Raw genomic sequence first — 16887 nt, 5'->3', positions numbered from 1 at the left:
CCACAAAAACTGACTGAAGGGAAATATCATGCAATCAATCATTCGCTCTATCGTTCGTACCCCCGGCGTGTTGTTCATGGCCATCATGACTTTGGGCTTTCTGACCAACGCAGGTGTTGAATACATCAACTACACCGGCAACGAAGGCCCCAATCTGTTAGCGGCTGCGGCCCTGGTTGTGGCTCAAGCCATGCTTGTTGCGGTGTACCAGGTTAAACGCATTCAGCAAAAGCGCAGCACCCCTGCGATCAAAGCCTGAATACACCCAGCGGATTGAAGCAAGGCCCGGTGAGCAACCGGGCTTTTTGCTGTCTGGATGTTACAGCCCAGTTCAAGGCGTGCAATAATTTGGAACAACGCCGAACAACAACAGCGAGACAGCATGATCAAGGTCGCCATCAGTGCCACTGGCCTGTACATTCCCCCTTTCACCATCACCAACGAAGAACTGGTTGAGTCATTCAACACCTACGTTGCGCGTTACAACCAACACAATGCGGACGCAATCGCCAAAGGTGAACTGACTGCGCTGGCGGAATCCAGTGTGGGCTTTATTGAACAGGCGTCCGGCATCAAGCAACGCTACGTACTGGAAAAGACCGGCATTCTGGACCCGGAAAGAATGCACCCGATCTTTCATGAGCGCAGCAATGAAGAATTGTCGCTGATGGCTGAAATCTCGGTCAAAGCCTGCCAGGACGCCATGAACAAAGCCGGTAAAAAACCGGAAGACATTGATGCGGTCATCTGCTCAGCAGCCAATATGCAGCGCGCCTACCCGGCCATGTCAATTGAAATTCAGGAAGCACTGGGCATCAAGGGCTTTGGGTATGACATGAACGTGGCCTGTTCATCCGCCACATTCGGCATTGAACAGGCAGTGAATGCTGTGCGCACAGGCTGTGCAAGGGCTGTACTGGTGGTCAATCCGGAAATTACATCCGCACACCACGCCTGGCGCGACCGCGACTGCCATTTCATCTTTGGTGATGTGTGCACGGCCATTCTGGTTGAAAGACTTGAAGACGCCAAACCTGGCAGTTGGGAAGTACTGGGCACCAAGCTGGCCACCGTGTTTTCGAACAACATCCGCAACAACTTTGGCTTCATGAACCGCTCGGAAGACGCAGACCCCGATGCGCGCGACAAACTGTTCAAACAGGAAGGTCGCAAAGTGTTCAAGGAAGTTTGCCCCATGGCGGCTGAGCACATGGCCACCCACCTGGAAAGCCTCGGTTTGAATTCAGCCAATGATGTGCGCCGCTACTGGCTGCACCAGGCCAACCTCAGCATGAACCAGCTGATTGCCAAAAAGCTGTTGGGTGCACACGAGGTGACCAGCGACAAAGCCCCGGTCATTCTCGATGAATTTGCCAACACGGCGTCTGCGGGTTCAATCATCGCCTTTCACCGCCACAACGCCGACCTGCAGCAAGGCGACGTTGGCGTAATCTGCTCCTTCGGTGCAGGTTACTCGATTGGCAGCGTGATTGTCCGTAAGACCTGAAGGGGCTAAAAATGAACGCGCACGCCATTGATGGCGGCGTTGCCGGAGACAGCGTCCAGCAATTGTTCATCGGTCAGGTCATTGGCGCTGACACCCGGATGGGCCTGGGCTATTTTTTGCCGAATGCCCTGCCGGTTGTGCCCCCAGCCATGCGGCAGGCTCAAAGTGCCGCGCATCACTTCATCTGACACCTCAATGTCAACCTGAATTTCACCCACGCGGCCCTTCAGTGTGGTGCGCTGCCCATCGGTCAAATTCTCTCGCCTGGCGTCTTCCGGGTGAATCAGCAGAGTGCATCGTTCCTGCCCCTTTACCAGCCTTTCGTAGTTGTGCATCCATGAATTGTTGCTGCGCACCTGCCTTCGACCGAACAACAAATAGCCCGGCTCGGGCTTTGCATCCTCCAGTTGTTCCAACAGCGATGCGCAATAATGCAGCGCCGCCATGCGCACCTCGGCTGGGCAAGCCTGTATCCGCTTGGTGTCTGTCATCAATCGCTCGGGAAAGCTGGGGGACAAGGGACCAAGGTCAACACCCTCCGGATACATCTTGAGTTTTTCCAGAGAAAGCCGATGCTCAGAGGCGGCACCGTAAGGCCCCATTTGCAAGCCGAAATCGAGCAGGGTTTGCGGCGGTGGGATGGGCTTGACAGCCTGCCCAGTGCGCTTGGCGTACAAACTGGCAAGCTCACCCATCAATTCCCAGTCGTGCTTGACGTCTTTGGGGCGTGGCAAGGTGGCTTCGCTGTACTTGGCCTGGTTGCGAACACCAAACACATTGAAAATCAGGTCGTAATGGTCGTGCTCCAGCGGCGCCGAGGTGGGCAAAATCACATGGGCGTGGCGGGTGGTTTCATTCAGGTACATGTCCACCGACACCATGAATTCAAGCGACTCCAGGCCCTGGTCAAGTTGCCGGCCGTTCGGGGTGGACAGCACCGGATTGCCGGCAACTGTCACCATTGCCTTGATCTGCCCTTCCCCCTCGGCCAACATTTCTTCAGCCATCACAGAAGATGGAAACTCGCCCAGCACTTCTGGGCGCTGGCTGACGCGGCTGTACCAACGCCCGTAGCTGCCTTTTTTGCTGCCCGGCGCAGTCAGTAAATCCAGCGCTGGCTTGGTGACCAGGCTGCCCCCAACGCGGTCCAAATTGCCGGTGATCAGGTTCAGCAATTGCACCAGCCACTGGCAAAGCGTGCCATGCACCTGCGTGGAAATGCCCATGCGACCGTAACAGACCGCGCGGCTGGCCAAGGCAAATGACTTGGCGATTTGTTCAATGTCGGCGGCGGCAATGCCACACAGCTTTTCAGCCATGGCCGAGTCCACACCGGAAATGCTGGCCAGTGCATCATCAAGGCCATCCGTGATCTCAGCCAGGCGCCCCAGTTTGGACAAGCCCTTGCTGACGATGGTGTTGATGATGGCCATCAGAAAGACGGCGTCTGTGCCGGGCTTGATGAAATGATGGGCATTGGCCACTTTGGCAGTTTCGGTGCGGCGGGGGTCAATGACCACCAGTTCACCACCGCGGGCTTGCAGGGCTTTGATGCGGCGGGCCACGTCGGGCACGGTCATCAGGCTGCCGTTTGACGCCAGCGGGTTGGCGCCAAGCACCAGCATGTATTCCGTGTGGTCGATGTCTGGAATGGGTATCAAGAGCTGATGACCATACATCCAGTACACCACCAATTGGTGGGGCAACTGGTCCACTGAAGTGGCTGAAAATCGGTTGCGTGTTTTAAGCAAACCCAGAAACTGACTGGCGTGCGTCATCAAACCCCAGTTGTGCACATTGGGGTTGCCCTGGTAAACACCCACGGCGTTCGGGCCGTGCTTCTCACGCACCTGTGCCAGCCCCTCCACCGCGTATTCAAGGGCTTCGTCCCAGCTGATGGGCAGCCAGGAACGCCCCTCGCGACGCATGGGCTGGGTCAGACGGTCTGGATCTTCCTGAATGTCCTTGAGTGCCACTGCTTTGGGGCAAATGTGGCCCCTGCTGAACGGGTCCTCCTTGTCCCCCCGAATGGAGATGACCTCTCCAAGCTGGGTTTCAATGACAAGTCCACAAATGGCCTCGCAAAGCGGGCAAGCGCGGCGGTGGGTTTTAATGTCGGCAGGCATTGGGCAACACTCCTGGTTCAGCGCACAGCGTAAGTTTGATCCAGATAATTCAAAATGGCTTGCGATTCATACATTTCGACACCCGTGTTGGGGTCGATCAAATAGGGCACTTGCACCTTGCCGGTTTTTTCAAACAGGAAGGCGCGATTGCGGGTGGTGCCTTTTGGGCCCTTAAAAAGCTTGTCGCGAAACGAAGGCGGACCCATATCGCTCATCGCGCCTTTGGCGGTGTTGCGCAACACGTAAGGCAATTCGAGCTCGCACAGGCGTGCACGCACAGGCTTTGAAAAAGGACTGGACTCGAAGCTGAACAGCTCAAGCGGCTGGGCAGGCTCGCGCGAAGGACGCGCCTTCAAGCCTGACAAACCGTGGCTGCGCAGACCAAACAGCGTGGACAACACAGACGTACCCACCGCGAGGCCTCGAAATGGCCCTTTCTGGGCTTGCACGCCACCCTCATAAGTGCGGGCCAGATAGTCAATGATGTGAGCTGACTCATTCATCATTTCACCCGTGTTCTCGTCCACAAGCATCGGGAAAGTGGTGTTTTTCAACAAGGCTTTGGCCTGTGGCCGAAAACGTGTGCCGCCGGCTGGGCAAGGCAGAATAAGCACATCAAGGTCCATTTCGGACAGGGCCTCGCGCACCAGTCGACAAAACGGGCTAGCCTCAATGTCATACAGTTTCAGCAGTTTTTCCGGGGTTTTGCGGGCACGGCCACGCACCGTTGTGCCACGCCAGCCGCGCATGGTGCCGGCAAACAGGTTGACCACAGCATCCACTTGGGTACTCATGAAAAGCGTCTCCGAAAGTGTTGTTTTATTTGAAATTGCAGCCTTTGATCTTATCCCAATTCTGCCCAAAGCCGCGCGCAGCTTGCTACTATTGGCAATCCCTTCAGGAGACCTGCGTGAAAAAGTTATTGCTGATCAACGGACCGAACTTGAATTTGCTGGGCACCCGCGAGCCCGGTATTTACGGCCACATGACATTGACCGACATTGAAAACAACCTGAAGGCGCAGGCCACCAAAGAAGGGTTTTCCTTGACGGTGTTTCAGAGCAATCACGAAGGCGCGCTGATTGACCGTATTCACCAAGCCAAAACAGACGACATGGCAGGTATTGTGATCAACCCCGGCGCATACACCCACACCAGTGTTGCCATTCGCGATGCCCTGGCTGGCGTGGGCATTCCCTTTGTTGAAGTGCATTTGTCCAATGTGCACAAGCGGGAGGCCTTTCGGCATCATTCTTTCCTGTCAGACCTTGCGGTCGGGGTGGTGTGCGGGCTGGGCTGGAAGGGATATGGCTACGCTTTGCGTTTTCTGGCGGAGTTGCCTGCTGACTAAGTGACGCAACCCAGCGCCACACTAAGGCTCTACAAAAATGTCCTTGCGGTTCAAGCGGAACATTTCTTCAAGGGTGCAGGCTTCAAACAGGCTGGTCATGCGGTTTTTCAAAATCCGAAAATCCGCCTCGCTCATTCGCAACTGATCCAGCCGGGTTTCGCACTGGTTCAAAAAATCCGAAATGTGACGCTGCAACGAGACCGCACCACTTTGCTGGCTGAATCGAAATAGCCCTTTGTAGTGCCGCTTATGCCGGTTTTCAAGGTAATGAATGCGGAACTGCAGATGACGCTGGGCACCCTGCCTGACGAGCTGCTGGATTTGGCTGATCACACGATCCGCTTCAAAAAACGAGAAAACACGGTGCTCTTTGGTGTGCAGGCCAGTGTTTTCATCGATTTCCAGCAGCGTGATTTCCTGAAGTTTGAAGACGGCCATTGCACCCACATGCATGTTGAAACAATGGCCGTTATTGTAGCCAGATTAAACGCTGGCTGCCTGCTCCGACAGGGTTGGGTAATCAATGTAACCCTTGTCGGTGCCACCATAGAAGGTGTTCACATCGGGCGTGTTCAATTCGGCACCCAACTGCAAACGCTGTGGCAGGTCAGGGTTGGCAATGTACAAACGCCCGAAAGCCACCAGCTCAGCCAGCTTGCTGTCCACAGCCTGGATGGCGCGCTCGGCCGTGTAGTCGCCACACACCATCAGGTTACCGTGGTAAGCCTTGCGTAGCACTTCGGTGTCCACCTTACGCCCACCGTGGCGTAAATCGGCTTCGTTGACCTCCACCACATGCACGTAGGCCAGTTTGTGGCTGTTCAGTTTTTCAAGCAGGAAGGTGAACAAGGCCTCGGGGTTGGAATCGCTCATGCTGTTGAAGGTGCCACTGGGCGAAATGCGGATGCCCACCTTGTCGGCCGGCCACACCTCAAGAACAGCCTGAAGCACTTCGAGCACCAAGCGGCAACGGTTCTCGATGGCGCCACCGTAGGCGTCTGTGCGCTTGTTGGAACCATCGCGCAAAAACTGGTCGAGCAGATAACCATTGGCGGCGTGCACTTCAATGCCGTCAAAACCGGCTTCGAGGGCGCGCTCTGCGGCACGGCGGTAGTCGGCGACAATGCCGGGAATTTCAGACAGCTCCAAAGCGCGTGGGGTTTCAAATTCTTTCATGCCTTCGTAAGTCATGGCCATGCCTTCATGTGGCTTGACCGCACTGGGTGCGACTGGCAGTGCGCCGTCAGGCTGCAGGCTGGAATGGCTGATGCGACCCACGTGCCAGAGCTGCAGGAAAATTTTTCCGCCCTCTTCATGGACGCCTTTGACCACACCTTTCCAGCCAGCCACCTGCTCATCGGTGTGAATACCGGGGGTGTTGGGGTAGCCAACGCCTTGAGGGCTGATCTGTGTAGCCTCAGAGATGATAAGGCCCGCAGTGGACCGCTGACGGTAGTAAGTCACATTGCTCGCATTGGGCACGTTGCCGGCGCTTGCGCGATTGCGGGTCAAGGGGGCCAGTACGATGCGGTTCTTCAGCTCAATGGAGCCCAGTTTGAAGGGTTTAAAAAGGGGATGGTCTTTCACTGCTGTGGTTGTCATTGGGTACTCCTTTACTGCTTAATGACTTATTGGTAAGTAAGTTTACTGCATGCTGCGAACATGGAACATGACATGGGGCGAATGTGAGAAAATTCAAGGGCTATTTGAAACCAAGTTGTAAATTCGTTTTCTAACGCACAACCCATTGACGTGGATGCCTGACCGAATGTCTGTACTAATGAAAGCCGTGAAGACTGGCGTATGGAGCGCCCTGCTCGGCTTAACGGCCTGCGTAAACACGCACGTCACACTGGACATGCGTGAGCCCAACCATTCAAGCGCCACCGTGCTGGCCGATCTGTCACAACAAACCATTGACCTGCTGACCCTTCAAAACCCGGCCCTGATCCACGGCACACTCGATGACCGGTCGAAACAGCTCGGCATTTGCGAGGCATTTTTCGAAGCACACCCACGTGTTCAAAATGTGCTCGACAACAGCGGCCCCGTTAAAATTGACGGGCTGACCGTCACCAAGCAGGTGAAGTATCGCAACGGGTCTCTGAGTTGCGGGTTCGTGGCGGAAGGCAAAGCGGCGCAAGTGCTGCAGGCGCTCCAAGGCACCAGTATTATTAATGCCGATCTGGACCAGCATCGAATTCATGTGGTGATCGACACCAGCGACACCTCGTGGATGGACATGCCGGACACCAACCTGCTGGGCGCACTGGATTCGGCGATAGACAGCAAACATCCACCGGCCCTCACAGTGACCATTCTTGGCAATGACCTGAAAAGCGATTACACCGCGGGTGAAAAAGGCCTGAATCAGTTCAAGATCGTTGAAAACATGCAAGGCCGGCGTCTTTTGCCGCAATCCCGGTTTAATGTATGGGTCAGTGCCAAGCCAGCCACCCTGTGGCAAAAAGCAGAAATATGGCTTGGTGACCTCGCAGACGCGCTGGAAAAATTTTGGCAACGATTAATGCATGTCTACTGAATTTTTGACAACCCATGAGGTTGCCGACCTGTTGCGCATCAAACTGCGCAAAGTGTATGAACTGGCCTCTACCCATGAAATTCCATCGGTCAAAGCCAAAGGCAAATTGCTGTTTCCACGGCAAGACATTCTGACCTGGCTTCAACACGGCAAGCAGCCTGAACCCACATCAAAGCTGAATCACACGCCACCGCCGGTGCTAGCTGGCAGCTACGATCCGCTGCTGGAATGGGCGATCAAGGCCTCGGGGTGCGATCTCGCACTCAAGCTCGCAGGCAGTCAGTCCGGGCTGGACGAATTCGTGGCAGGCCAGGCACAGGCGTGCGGTCTACATCTGGCTGAACCGCTGTCCGGCAGTTTGGGCTGGAACCACAAAACAGTGGCCAATCAGGCGGGTTTGCAAAACGCGGTGCTGGTCAATTGGGCCTGGCGCAACCGAGGATTCGTCATGCTGTCGGGCAAAACGCAGCTGTTTCGAGACGTGTCCCAACTCAAAGGTTTGCGTCTGGTCAGGCGTCCTGTCGGTTCAGGCACCCAGGTGCTGATGGACTGGCTTCTCCAACAAAACGGACTAAAGCCCACGGATGTTCAATGGTCTGAGGTGTGCCACGGCGAAACAGATGCGGTGGCCTGCATCACGAGCGGGGAAGCGGACGTTGCGCTTGGCCTTCAAGCCATGGCGGCACAGTATGGTTTGGGGTTTGTGCCTTGCCTGAAAGAACGCTTTGACCTGCTGGTGCATCGCAAGGCCTGGTTCGATCCGCATTTTCAGAAATTGTGGCAATTCACCCGAGGCGAATTTTTCGTGCAGAAATCGAGACAATTGCAGGGCTATGACCTGGCCCAACAGAGCCAGGTCATCTGGAACGCTTAAATTTTATTGCTTGGGCGCATTGGCGAAAAACAGTTGCTGGCCGTTGATTTTGTAGCCATCAATGATTTTCTGACCCTTGGGTGACAACAACCAGTCGATGAAGGTCTGACCCAAATCAGCCTTTACCATGGGGCACTTGTCCTTGTTGATCAAGGTAACACCGTACTGGTTGAACAGGTCTTTGTCGCCCTGCACCACGATTTCGTAGCTGCCTTTGTTCTTGAAATTGATCCAGGTGGCACGGTCAGTCAACACGTAGGCATTCATGCCAATGCCGGTGTTCAGTGTGGCGCCCATGCCAGAGCCAGTTTCGCGATACCACTTGCCGCTTTCTGCCTTCACGTCAATGCCGGCAATTTTCCACAGGGCCATTTCCTTTTTGTTGGTGCCGCTGTCGTCACCGCGGGATGCAAAAATCGCCTTTTTGCTGGCAATGGTCTGCAAGGCCTTGGCGGCGTCGGTCATGCCGTTGATGCCGGCGGGGTCGCTTTTGGGGCCCACAATAATGAAGTCGTTGTACATCAGGTCGGTGCGCTTAACGCCATAGCCTGTTTCAAGAAACTTCAATTCTGCAGCCTTGGCATGCACCAGTAACACGTCGCCGTCGCACTTTTCAGCGTTTTTAATGGCCTGGCCAGTGCCCACGGCCACCACGTGCACATCAATGCCGGTGTCTTTTTTGAACAATGGCAACAGGTATTCGTACAGACCGGAGTTTTGCGTCGAGGTGGTTGATTGCACCACAATGAACTTGTCTTCAGCGTGTGCGGCCACTGATGAAATCAGTGCCAGCGCGGACACGGCCGCCAGTGCGCCCTGCTTGAACCATTTTTGAATATTCATGAAATCACTCTCCCTTGGATTAATCCAACAACAACTGCCCGCTCAGATAGGCTTTGGCCTGTCTGGATTCGGGCGACTTTAAAAAGACATCGGCAGGGCACTGTTCAAGCACCCTGCCCTTGTGTACAAAAACCACTTCATCGGCGAGCCTGCCCATCTGCCCTTGGTCGTGGCTGATCAAAACCACTTTGACACCGGCCCTGCTGGCCCTGGAAACAAGCGATTCAATCAAAAACGTGGCCTGTGGATCGAGGCTGGCACTGGGCTCATCCAGCAATAACAAAGCTGGCTTGCAAGCCAGCGCACGCAACAGGGCCAACCGCTGCTTTTCGCCGCCGGACAGACTTCGAGCGGGGTTGTCCGCCAAATGGTGCAACTCACCCATTTTCAACAGGGCTGACGCCCGCTCTTTGCGCTCGGGGCGAGCCACACCGGCGAGCTTTAAAGCGTGCAACAGGTTGCCTTTCACACTGCGGCGCAGCAGCACTGGCGTTTGAAAGACATAACCAATGTGTCCGCGCGGCACCCGGTTCTGCTCGCCAAACCGCACCTGTCCGCTGACCGGTTCAATCAGGCCGCCGAGCAAACGCAACATCAGGCTTTTACCGGCCCCGTTCGGCCCCATGATGGCGGTGATACCCGGGCTGGCAATGCGCAATGACACACCGTTGAGCGGCGAAAACTGCCTGAATGTGAGCGTGACCTCGTCGAATGCGAGAGGCAACAGCCCACTGCCCGGAATGAGCGGCGTGACCAAAGCATCGGTGGGTGGCTGCGGGCTAAGCATAGGACAACCTTTGAGCCGCCTGCTTCAACGCATACAGCCCCGCGTTGACCAACACTGAGAGCGTGAAGAGAATGATCCCAAGGCCCAGGGCCAGCGCGAGATCACCCTTGGAGGTTTCAAGTGCGATGGCTGTGGTCATCACCCTTGTGACGTGGTCGATGTTGCCGCCCACAATAATGACCGCACCGACCTCAGCCAGCGCCCTGCCAAGGCCGGCCAGCGCCCCGGTCAGCAGGGAATAACGGGCATCCCAAAGCAAGGTGGTCAAGGTTTGAAGGCGGGTTGCATTCAGAGAACGCAAGGTCTCATCGTACTCGCCCAACAGGTCTTCAATCACCTGCCGGGTTAGCGCAGCCACAATTGGAATCACCATGACGCACTGGGCAACAATCATCACTGTGGGTGTGTACAGAAACTGTAAAAAACCCAAAGGGCCGGACGCTGAAAAAATGAGGTAGAGCAGCAAACCCAAAACCACGGGCGGAAAGCCCATGAGTGAGTTCAACAAGACGATGACGGCATTTCGGCCTGGAAAACGGGACACCGCCACCAGTGCACCCAGCGGCAGGCCGATGGCACAGGCAATGCTGACGGCCGTCAAAGTAACGCGCAATGAGAGCGAGATGATCTCGATCAACTGAGGGTCCATGCGCCAGATCAGCGCAAAGGCCTGTACGAAAGAATTCTGGAAATCATCCACTGCAGCACAAGGGCTATACCCTGTTCGTTTTACGTAATTTTTGCAGTGTAATGAAAAAAGGCCAAAAAATCAGCGCGAAACCCCAGTAAATCCGGCGAATTTCTCGTAAACCCCTAGTCGATTTTTTTCAGAAGCAGAGCACCACTGCCAATCAGGATGGTGGCGGCCAGCAAAAGCGGCCACTCAAACGAATCTGCGCCGCCACGAACCGTGAATGGACCCACCACCTGCCCAAGGGCAAAGGCCGAGGTCATGGCTGCAATCAACTGGGTGGCATCGCCCTTGGTCAAACGTTTGGCGTCTTGCACGGCCACCACAGTGACCACGATGAAGGTGCCGCCCACACAAAGGGCTGCAATCAGGATGGTTAGCAGGTTGGCGTGAATGGCAGGCAAGGCCACCCCAATGCCCATAACCCAGTGATACATCACCCAGCTTTTCCGGGCGCCCAGCCAGCGCACCGCAGGCGCCGCCAGCCACACTGATGCAATGGCCGCCAGACCAAACACCACCCACGACCAGCCGAACACGGGGGATCCGTTCAAGGCGGCTTTGGCCATGACCGGCAGGAAAGTGGCCGGCAAAATGTACCCAAAACCATAGGCTCCGTAGCAGACCACCATGCGCACTGCCTCAGCATTCCATCGGAAGGTGTGCGGGGATGCGGACTTGTGGGCCAGGTTTTCAGCCTTGGCGGGCACTTCGAACTGTCGCCAGGCCAATGCGGTGATGCCGAGGGCCAGCAAACCCAACACCAACCAGGCCACGCTGGAATGGGCGTGCCAGTGCACCAGCGCCAAACAGAGTAACCCGGCCCCTGTGACACCTGAACCCACCCCGACGAACACCAGATTTCCCAGCCAGGGGCGCTGCGCGTCCTGCAAATTGTCGATGTTCCATGACGACACCGAGATCAACACCCAGGCGCTGCAAACCCCTGCGAGAAAGCGCAAAACAGCCCACACGGTGAAGGGAAATTCAGCGGCCATGGCAACTGTCAACAGGCCAGTGAAAAGCAGCCCAAAACGAATGGCCCTGGTGACAGGCAGGCGGAAAAAAGTGGCTGACAAGGCCCCCAGCAGGTAACCCAGGTAGTTGGAGGAGGCCAGCAGGCCGCCGCTGCGAATGTCCAGCCCGGCGTCTGCAATCATCATCGGCAACACCGGTGTAAATGCAAAGCGCCCGATTCCCATGGCAACGGCCAAAGCGCCAAGCCCGGCCAAGGCTTTGAAAAAAACGGGATGGGATCGCAGTGACATAAAGGACTCTCAAAGAATGAAACGCCCTGAAAATTCTACGCCCGAAGTCACTGACCCGTGGTTCAGCAAGGACAAATGTGACCTAGGGTATGCCCGTAAACCAGTGCACCACCAAACCCAGAAGCGCGCAGGCTGCCAGCGTTTCCATCATGCCGCGCTTGAACCTGAACAGCGCGATGAAGGCGCTGAAACTGAGCAGCGCCGAAAACCAGTCGAAATGCCCTTGAAAGCCGCTGGGCCACCACACGTGATAAGCAAAAAACAGGGCCAGATTGAGCACCACGCCAACCACAGCGGCGGTGATGGCTGTTAGCGGGGCGGTGAATTTCAGGTCGTTGTGTGTGGTTTCAACCAAAGGGCCGCCTGCCAGTATGAAGACAAACGACGGCAAAAAGGTAAACCAGGTCACCAGCAATGTGGCCACCACACCAGACAGAAAATGAAGTTCAGGCCCCAGGGCAGACTTCAGGTACCCCCCCACGAAAGCCACAAAGGCCACCACCATGATCAGGGGCCCGGGCGTGGTTTCGCCCAGCGCCAAGCCGTCGATCATTTGCGTGGGCGACAACCAACCAAAATTCAACACAGCCCCTTGATACACATACGGCAACACGGCATAGGCACCGCCGAAAGTCAGCAAGGCCGCCTTGGTGAAAAACCAGGCCATTTGCGTGTAGGTGTGCTGCCAGCCCAAAACACTCCACAACAAAGCCATCGGCAGGCACCACAGCAGCAAACCACTGCCCAATACCCTGGCAAGCCGGCCCCAGGTGAACAGCGCGTGGGGGGGTGTTGGCGTGGCATCGTCAATGATGGCTTGCCCGTAGGATTTTGTTGCACCACCGTGCCCGCCACCGGATTGGAAAAGCCCTGGAGCCACCTTTCCGCCGAAAAAGCCCAGCAGGGCCGCGCCGAGTACAATGGCTGGAAACGGCACATTCAGGCCGAAAATGGCGACAAACGCCGCTGCGGCAATGCCCCACATCCAGCCGTTCTTGAGTGCGCGCGAGCCGATGCGGTGCGCAGCATGCACGACAATGGCGGTGACTGCCGGCTTGATGCCGTAAAAAATTCCGGCAATCAAGGGCAACTGGCCAAACGCCAGATACACCCAGGTTAAAGCAATCAGAATGAACAGGGAGGGCAAGATGAACAATACCCCGGCGACCACGCCGCCCGCGGTGCGGTGCATCAGCCACCCCAGGTAAGTGGCCAGTTGCTGAGCCTCAGGCCCGGGCAGCACCATGCAATAGTTCAGGGCGTGAAGAAAGCGGTTCTCGGAGATCCAGCGGCGCTTTTCAACCAGCTCTTGGTGCATGATCGAAATTTGCCCCGCAGGCCCGCCAAAGCTGATGAAGCCCAGCTTGAGCCAAAACAGCCAGGCTTGACGTCTTGAAATCGGCTCTGAAGCCTGTGTGGGCGAATCCGTCATCTGCGGCACCTGGGCGGGTTGAATCGTTGAATCGAACCGCTCGATTCTAACCCGCCACTGTGCGCTTATGCTGGCCTGTTTTGTTGAACCTGCGCGTAAGCGCGAGTGTCAAAGCGCTTCATTTGCGCCGCGTACTGGGTTGCAAAGCCGGGGTACATGGTGGCGTTAAAGCCGTCCTCGGTCAGGTACCAGCTTTTACAGCCCGAATTCCAGTTGGTTCTGGAAAGCCGCTTCTGGATGCTCTGGTTGTATCGGGCCTGCACCTCGGGTTTCACATCCAGCATTTTCAGGTTCTTGTCCAGAATTTGCCGCACACCCTTCACGATGTAGGCGATCTGCTGCTCCATGTACACCAGCGCCGAATTGTGGCCGGGGCCGCTGTTGGGTCCGAAGGTGATAAACAGGTTTGGGTAGCCCGACACGTTGATGCTTTTGTAGGCCTGTGCGCCCCGCGCCCATTCCTCAGCCAGCAAGCGGCCGCCAATGCCCTTGATCGGGTAAGGGGTGCCGCTTTTGGGCACGTCAAAGCCCGTCGCCAGCACGATGCAGTCCACCTGGTGTTCCACCCCATCGGCGGTGCGTATGCCCTGATGACTCACGTTGGCGATGGGCCAAGTAATCAGTTCGCAGTTTTTGCGCTGCAAGGCGGGGTAATACGTGTTGCTGACCAAGATCCGCTTGCAGCCGATTTTGTAATCGGGCGTCAACTGGCGGCGCATCCACTTGTCTTTCACCTGCGCATTCAGAAATGCACTGCCCAAACGCTCGGCCACCTTGCGCAAGGGGGAGTCCCAAATAACCGCCAGCGCCATGGATTCATGCGTCCAGTACAGGGCCTCGCGAATGGCTTTCTGGGTAAAGGGCAGATTGCGAAACAGGCTTTTGCTAAACCCGGATGTGGTGAAATCGGGCCGCGGCATGACCCAGGCCGGGGTGCGCTGAAACACCGTCAACTTGCCCACCTTGTCCACAATTTCCGGAATGATCTGGATGGCGCTTGCGCCAGTGCCGATCACCGCCACGCGTTTGCCAGCTAGGTCGTAGTCGTGGTCCCAGCGGGCACTGTGCACAATCTTGCCTTGATAATCGGCCAGCCCCTTGATGGCGGGCATTTTCGGGTTGGCCAACGGGCCTGAGGCCATGACCACCGCCCTGCCCTTGTGGATTTTGCCGTCCTCGGTGTGAATGTGCCAAAGGCCTGTTTCATCGTCCAGTTCGGCGCTGTTGACATTTTGGCCATATTGAATGTGCGGCTCCAGCTTGAAGTGCTTCACCAGGTGCTTCACATACTCGAATATCTCGGCACTGCCGGAAAAACTTCGGGACCACTCGGGGTTGGGCGCGAATGAAAAGCTGTACAGGTTCGACGGAATGTCGCAGGCTGCGCCGGGGTACTGGTTGTCGCGCCAGGTGCCGCCAGGTTGTTGGCCTCGCTCCAGAATGACGAAGTTTTTGACGCCCGCCTCCAAAAGCTTGATGGCGGTGCCCAGGCCTGCAAAGCCGGCACCGATGATGACGGTGTCGTATTCCGGGTTGGCTGATTTGCGACGCACGGCCGGTTTGGTGCGTGTCAGTGTGCTTGTATTCATGGGTTAGTTCGCCACGGGGCGCCATGTGATTTTGTTGACCCAGGTGGGCACAGGGCCAAACACCTTGGCGGGAATGTAGTCAGACGCCTTGACCAGCAAATCCACAGGCTTGTGGTACAGCGATTTGCGGTTGACCACCCATTTGCCGTGCTGGCGCATCACCTGATACCAAGGGTTGCGGCGGCCTTCGGGTGTTGCGCCACCGTAAGTTTCAAACTTGTTCATGGCCTCGTACAGGCGCTCTTCTTTCAAGCCCATGCCGATGATGTTGTCGCGCATGCGGTTCAGCAGGGGGAAATAGGCCAGCACGCCCAGAATCAGCTTGGGATTCAATGCGGTGCCCAGCGCTTCTAAAATAAGTTGGTATTGCTTGCCGTGGCCGAGCATTTCCAGCACATGGAAATCCACACCCAGGTGGCGGGCTTCGTCGGCGTTGATTTTCTTGAACACCTCGTGGCAGATCGGGTCTTTCACTTCTTCCAGCAGGAATTTGCACAAGGCACCATCCAGAGCCACTTCGAGCATCGGGATCACGCTGCCCAGCACATTCAGAGGCATGTCGTCGCTGAACTTGTCCAGCCATTCGATGGTGATGCGCAGGTTGATGTTCGGCTCGGGCACTTCGCCGTCCTCCAGCATGCCCCAGCGCTGCATCAGGGCCAGCTCGGCGTTGGCGTGGCGCTGTTCTTCAGCGTGAAACCATTGATAAATTTCACGCAGGGTGTCGTTGGGGGCTTTTTTGGCCATGGCGGCAAAGCCGCGCGCACCCACGTGTTCAATCCAGGTCAAGTCGGCCATGAAGGCTTTCAGCTTGGGCCATTGTTCGGGGGTGATCTGATCGGCGCCGGGGGCGTCCCAGTCTATGTCGGCCAGCGCCCACTGGTTTTCCTTGATGCGGCGCAGTGTTTTTACCAAATCGAGTTGAGGCATGGTGTACTCCTAATGCTGCTTGTCAAAAATTAAAGGGCTTTCTGGGCAATCCGGTTGAGCAAACCGGCGCCCTTGGCGTAAGTGCCGGGGGTCAGGCGCTTCATGCGCCAGATCATTCGCGCGTCCATCTGCGGGAGCACATACAACTCACCGCTGTCCAACGCATTCAGGGTTTGGATGACCACTTTCTCGGGGGCCATGCCGGTCCAGTGCATCAGCTTTTCGGCCAGCTTGCGGGAATCGTTGTCGATCTCGCCGTCGCGCACAATGTTGGTTTTCACAAAGGTGGGGCACAAGGCGGTCACTTTCATGCCGGTGCCCGCTACTTCAGCGGCCAGGGTTTCTGTCACGGCCAGGGCAGCGGCCTTGCTGGCGTTGTAGGGCCCCATCAAAGGTGCTGCAGCAAAGCTGGCCGTAGAAGCCACATTGACAATGCCAAACTGGTTGTTGGTGCGTTTGCCTTTGCGACCCTGGGTGGCCGCGGCTTTCAGCCGGGGCGCAAACACATGGCAGCCGTGAATCACGCCCCACATGTTCACCCCGAGGGTACGCTGCCAGTCTTCTATGGGTGTTTCACCGATTGGTTTGCCGCCGATGCCAATGCCTGCGTTGTTGATGACGAGGTTGATGGCGGTGCGCTCGGCGCTGCCCTCAAAACAGTCTTCTGCAGTGTCGGCCAGGGCCTGAACCTGCGCCAGCTTGCTGACATCGCACTGCACCGCCCAGGCGTGTGGCTTGTACACCAGGTCCGGATGGGGCTTGTCGCCTTCCAGCAAGGCGGTGATCATCTCCACGGTTTCCTGCGCACGTTGCAGGTCGATGTCTGCACACACCACGCGACCACCACGCTTGGCGATCTCGAGCGCGAAGGCGCGGCCAATGCCGCTGCCAGCCCCTGTGACCACTGCATTGGCATTTTTACTGAGCTTTTTTCCAAACATGAATTG

Annotated in this window: 17 protein-coding genes; 5 read left to right on the top strand and 12 right to left on the bottom strand. The window is 56.6% G+C overall.

All coding sequences use genetic code 11. The features are described from left to right. The first annotated feature begins 28 nt into the window (after positions 1–28). Positions 29–259 carry a hypothetical protein gene (locus QQJ87_RS13840; RefSeq protein ID WP_284282458.1) on the top strand — a complete coding sequence of 77 codons (231 nt, stop codon included), beginning with the start codon at positions 29–31 and terminating at the stop codon, positions 257–259. 123 nt (positions 260–382) lie between these two features. Then, positions 383–1507, top strand: a complete 1125-nt coding sequence (locus tag QQJ87_RS13835) for a beta-ketoacyl-ACP synthase III (RefSeq protein WP_284282457.1) — start codon at positions 383–385, stop codon at positions 1505–1507. 5 nt (positions 1508–1512) lie between these two features. Here the strand turns inward: QQJ87_RS13835 and QQJ87_RS13830 are convergent, their stop codons facing one another. Beyond that, positions 1513–3633 (bottom strand): molybdopterin-dependent oxidoreductase, encoded by a 2121-nt coding sequence (locus QQJ87_RS13830; RefSeq protein ID WP_284282456.1) that lies wholly within the window; start codon positions 3631–3633, stop codon positions 1513–1515. 17 nt (positions 3634–3650) lie between these two features. Then, complete coding sequence (locus tag QQJ87_RS13825) at positions 3651–4427, bottom strand: glutathione S-transferase N-terminal domain-containing protein (RefSeq protein WP_284282455.1); 777 nt, start codon at positions 4425–4427, stop codon at positions 3651–3653. A gap of 116 nt (positions 4428–4543) precedes the next feature. Here QQJ87_RS13825 and aroQ point away from each other — a divergent pair, with 116 nt between their 5' ends. Continuing rightward, the gene (aroQ, locus tag QQJ87_RS13820; protein ID WP_284282454.1) at positions 4544–4984 is read left to right on the top strand and encodes a type II 3-dehydroquinate dehydratase; all 441 of its coding nucleotides are present in this window, start codon (positions 4544–4546) and stop codon (positions 4982–4984) included. Between the two features lie 21 nt (positions 4985–5005). Here aroQ and QQJ87_RS13815 read toward each other — a convergent pair whose 3' ends face one another. Further along, positions 5006–5422, bottom strand: a complete 417-nt coding sequence (locus QQJ87_RS13815; protein WP_284282453.1) for a hypothetical protein — start codon at positions 5420–5422, stop codon at positions 5006–5008. A 45-nt stretch (positions 5423–5467) separates the two neighbouring features. Continuing rightward, positions 5468–6586, bottom strand: coding sequence for an alkene reductase (locus QQJ87_RS13810; RefSeq protein WP_284282452.1), 1119 nt, complete (start codon positions 6584–6586; stop codon positions 5468–5470). A gap of 166 nt (positions 6587–6752) precedes the next feature. Between QQJ87_RS13810 and QQJ87_RS13805 the strand changes: the two genes are divergently transcribed. After that, positions 6753–7526, top strand: a complete 774-nt coding sequence (locus tag QQJ87_RS13805) for a hypothetical protein (protein WP_284282451.1) — start codon at positions 6753–6755, stop codon at positions 7524–7526. Beyond that, the gene (locus QQJ87_RS13800; RefSeq protein ID WP_284282450.1) at positions 7516–8400 is read left to right on the top strand and encodes a substrate-binding domain-containing protein; all 885 of its coding nucleotides are present in this window, start codon (positions 7516–7518) and stop codon (positions 8398–8400) included. Before QQJ87_RS13805 ends, QQJ87_RS13800 begins: the two co-directional genes overlap by 11 nt. Before the next feature lie 3 nt (positions 8401–8403). On the opposite strand, the gene QQJ87_RS13795 is transcribed toward QQJ87_RS13800, so the two are convergent. The 8 genes from QQJ87_RS13795 to QQJ87_RS13760 all read right to left on the bottom strand — a co-directional run bounded on the left by QQJ87_RS13795 (position 8404) and on the right by QQJ87_RS13760 (position 16881). Beyond that, entirely contained in the window at positions 8404–9243 is an 840-nt protein-coding gene (locus QQJ87_RS13795) for an ABC transporter substrate-binding protein (RefSeq protein WP_284282449.1), read from the bottom strand. A 19-nt stretch (positions 9244–9262) separates the two neighbouring features. Next, positions 9263–10030, bottom strand: a complete 768-nt coding sequence (locus QQJ87_RS13790) for an ATP-binding cassette domain-containing protein (RefSeq protein ID WP_284282448.1) — start codon at positions 10028–10030, stop codon at positions 9263–9265. Further along, positions 10023–10730, bottom strand: a complete 708-nt coding sequence (locus QQJ87_RS13785; protein ID WP_284282447.1) for an ABC transporter permease — start codon at positions 10728–10730, stop codon at positions 10023–10025. The genes QQJ87_RS13790 and QQJ87_RS13785 overlap by 8 nt, the downstream gene beginning before the upstream one ends. Positions 10731–10843: 113 nt before the next feature. Next, on the bottom strand, positions 10844–11989 hold the full coding sequence (locus QQJ87_RS13780; RefSeq protein WP_284282446.1) for a YbfB/YjiJ family MFS transporter: 1146 nt from the start codon (positions 11987–11989) through the stop codon (positions 10844–10846). Between the two features lie 82 nt (positions 11990–12071). Beyond that, positions 12072–13421, bottom strand: a complete 1350-nt coding sequence (gene chrA / locus QQJ87_RS13775; RefSeq protein ID WP_284282444.1) for a chromate efflux transporter — start codon at positions 13419–13421, stop codon at positions 12072–12074. A 65-nt stretch (positions 13422–13486) separates the two neighbouring features. Beyond that, positions 13487–15010 carry a flavin-containing monooxygenase gene (locus QQJ87_RS13770; protein WP_284282443.1) on the bottom strand — a complete coding sequence of 508 codons (1524 nt, stop codon included), beginning with the start codon at positions 15008–15010 and terminating at the stop codon, positions 13487–13489. A gap of 3 nt (positions 15011–15013) precedes the next feature. After that, positions 15014–15940 (bottom strand): hypothetical protein, encoded by a 927-nt coding sequence (locus tag QQJ87_RS13765; RefSeq protein WP_284282442.1) that lies wholly within the window; start codon positions 15938–15940, stop codon positions 15014–15016. A 29-nt stretch (positions 15941–15969) separates the two neighbouring features. Beyond that, entirely contained in the window at positions 15970–16881 is a 912-nt protein-coding gene (locus QQJ87_RS13760) for an SDR family NAD(P)-dependent oxidoreductase (RefSeq protein ID WP_284282440.1), read from the bottom strand. Between the last annotated feature and the right edge of the window lie 6 nt (positions 16882–16887).

It is taken from the genome of Limnobacter litoralis, from assembly GCF_030160455.1.
GTDB lineage: Bacteria > Pseudomonadota > Gammaproteobacteria > Burkholderiales > Burkholderiaceae_B > Limnobacter > Limnobacter litoralis.
This window is presented reverse-complemented; position numbering and strand designations above follow the sequence as displayed.

Bases quoted from the DNA above. Each gene is read 5' to 3' on its own strand.
- QQJ87_RS13830 (WP_284282456.1), bottom strand. From the start codon at position 3,633: ATGCCTGCCGACATTAAAACCCACCGCCGCGCTTGCCCGCTTTGCGAG.
- QQJ87_RS13780 (WP_284282446.1), bottom strand. From the start codon at position 11,989: ATGTCACTGCGATCCCATCCCGTTTTTTTCAAAGCCTTGGCCGGGCTT.
- QQJ87_RS13815 (WP_284282453.1), bottom strand. From the start codon at position 5,422: ATGGCCGTCTTCAAACTTCAGGAAATCACGCTGCTGGAAATCGATGAA.
- QQJ87_RS13810 (WP_284282452.1), bottom strand. From the start codon at position 6,586: ATGACAACCACAGCAGTGAAAGACCATCCCCTTTTTAAACCCTTCAAA.
- QQJ87_RS13765 (WP_284282442.1), bottom strand. From the start codon at position 15,940: ATGCCTCAACTCGATTTGGTAAAAACACTGCGCCGCATCAAGGAAAAC.
- QQJ87_RS13805 (WP_284282451.1), top strand. From the start codon at position 6,753: ATGTCTGTACTAATGAAAGCCGTGAAGACTGGCGTATGGAGCGCCCTG.
- QQJ87_RS13770 (WP_284282443.1), bottom strand. From the start codon at position 15,010: ATGAATACAAGCACACTGACACGCACCAAACCGGCCGTGCGTCGCAAA.
- QQJ87_RS13790 (WP_284282448.1), bottom strand. From the start codon at position 10,030: ATGCTTAGCCCGCAGCCACCCACCGATGCTTTGGTCACGCCGCTCATT.
- QQJ87_RS13800 (WP_284282450.1), top strand. From the start codon at position 7,516: ATGTCTACTGAATTTTTGACAACCCATGAGGTTGCCGACCTGTTGCGC.
- QQJ87_RS13825 (WP_284282455.1), bottom strand. From the start codon at position 4,427: ATGAGTACCCAAGTGGATGCTGTGGTCAACCTGTTTGCCGGCACCATG.
- QQJ87_RS13835 (WP_284282457.1), top strand. From the start codon at position 383: ATGATCAAGGTCGCCATCAGTGCCACTGGCCTGTACATTCCCCCTTTC.
- QQJ87_RS13760 (WP_284282440.1), bottom strand. From the start codon at position 16,881: ATGTTTGGAAAAAAGCTCAGTAAAAATGCCAATGCAGTGGTCACAGGG.
- QQJ87_RS13840 (WP_284282458.1), top strand. From the start codon at position 29: ATGCAATCAATCATTCGCTCTATCGTTCGTACCCCCGGCGTGTTGTTC.
- QQJ87_RS13795 (WP_284282449.1), bottom strand. From the start codon at position 9,243: ATGAATATTCAAAAATGGTTCAAGCAGGGCGCACTGGCGGCCGTGTCC.
- chrA (WP_284282444.1), bottom strand. From the start codon at position 13,421: ATGACGGATTCGCCCACACAGGCTTCAGAGCCGATTTCAAGACGTCAA.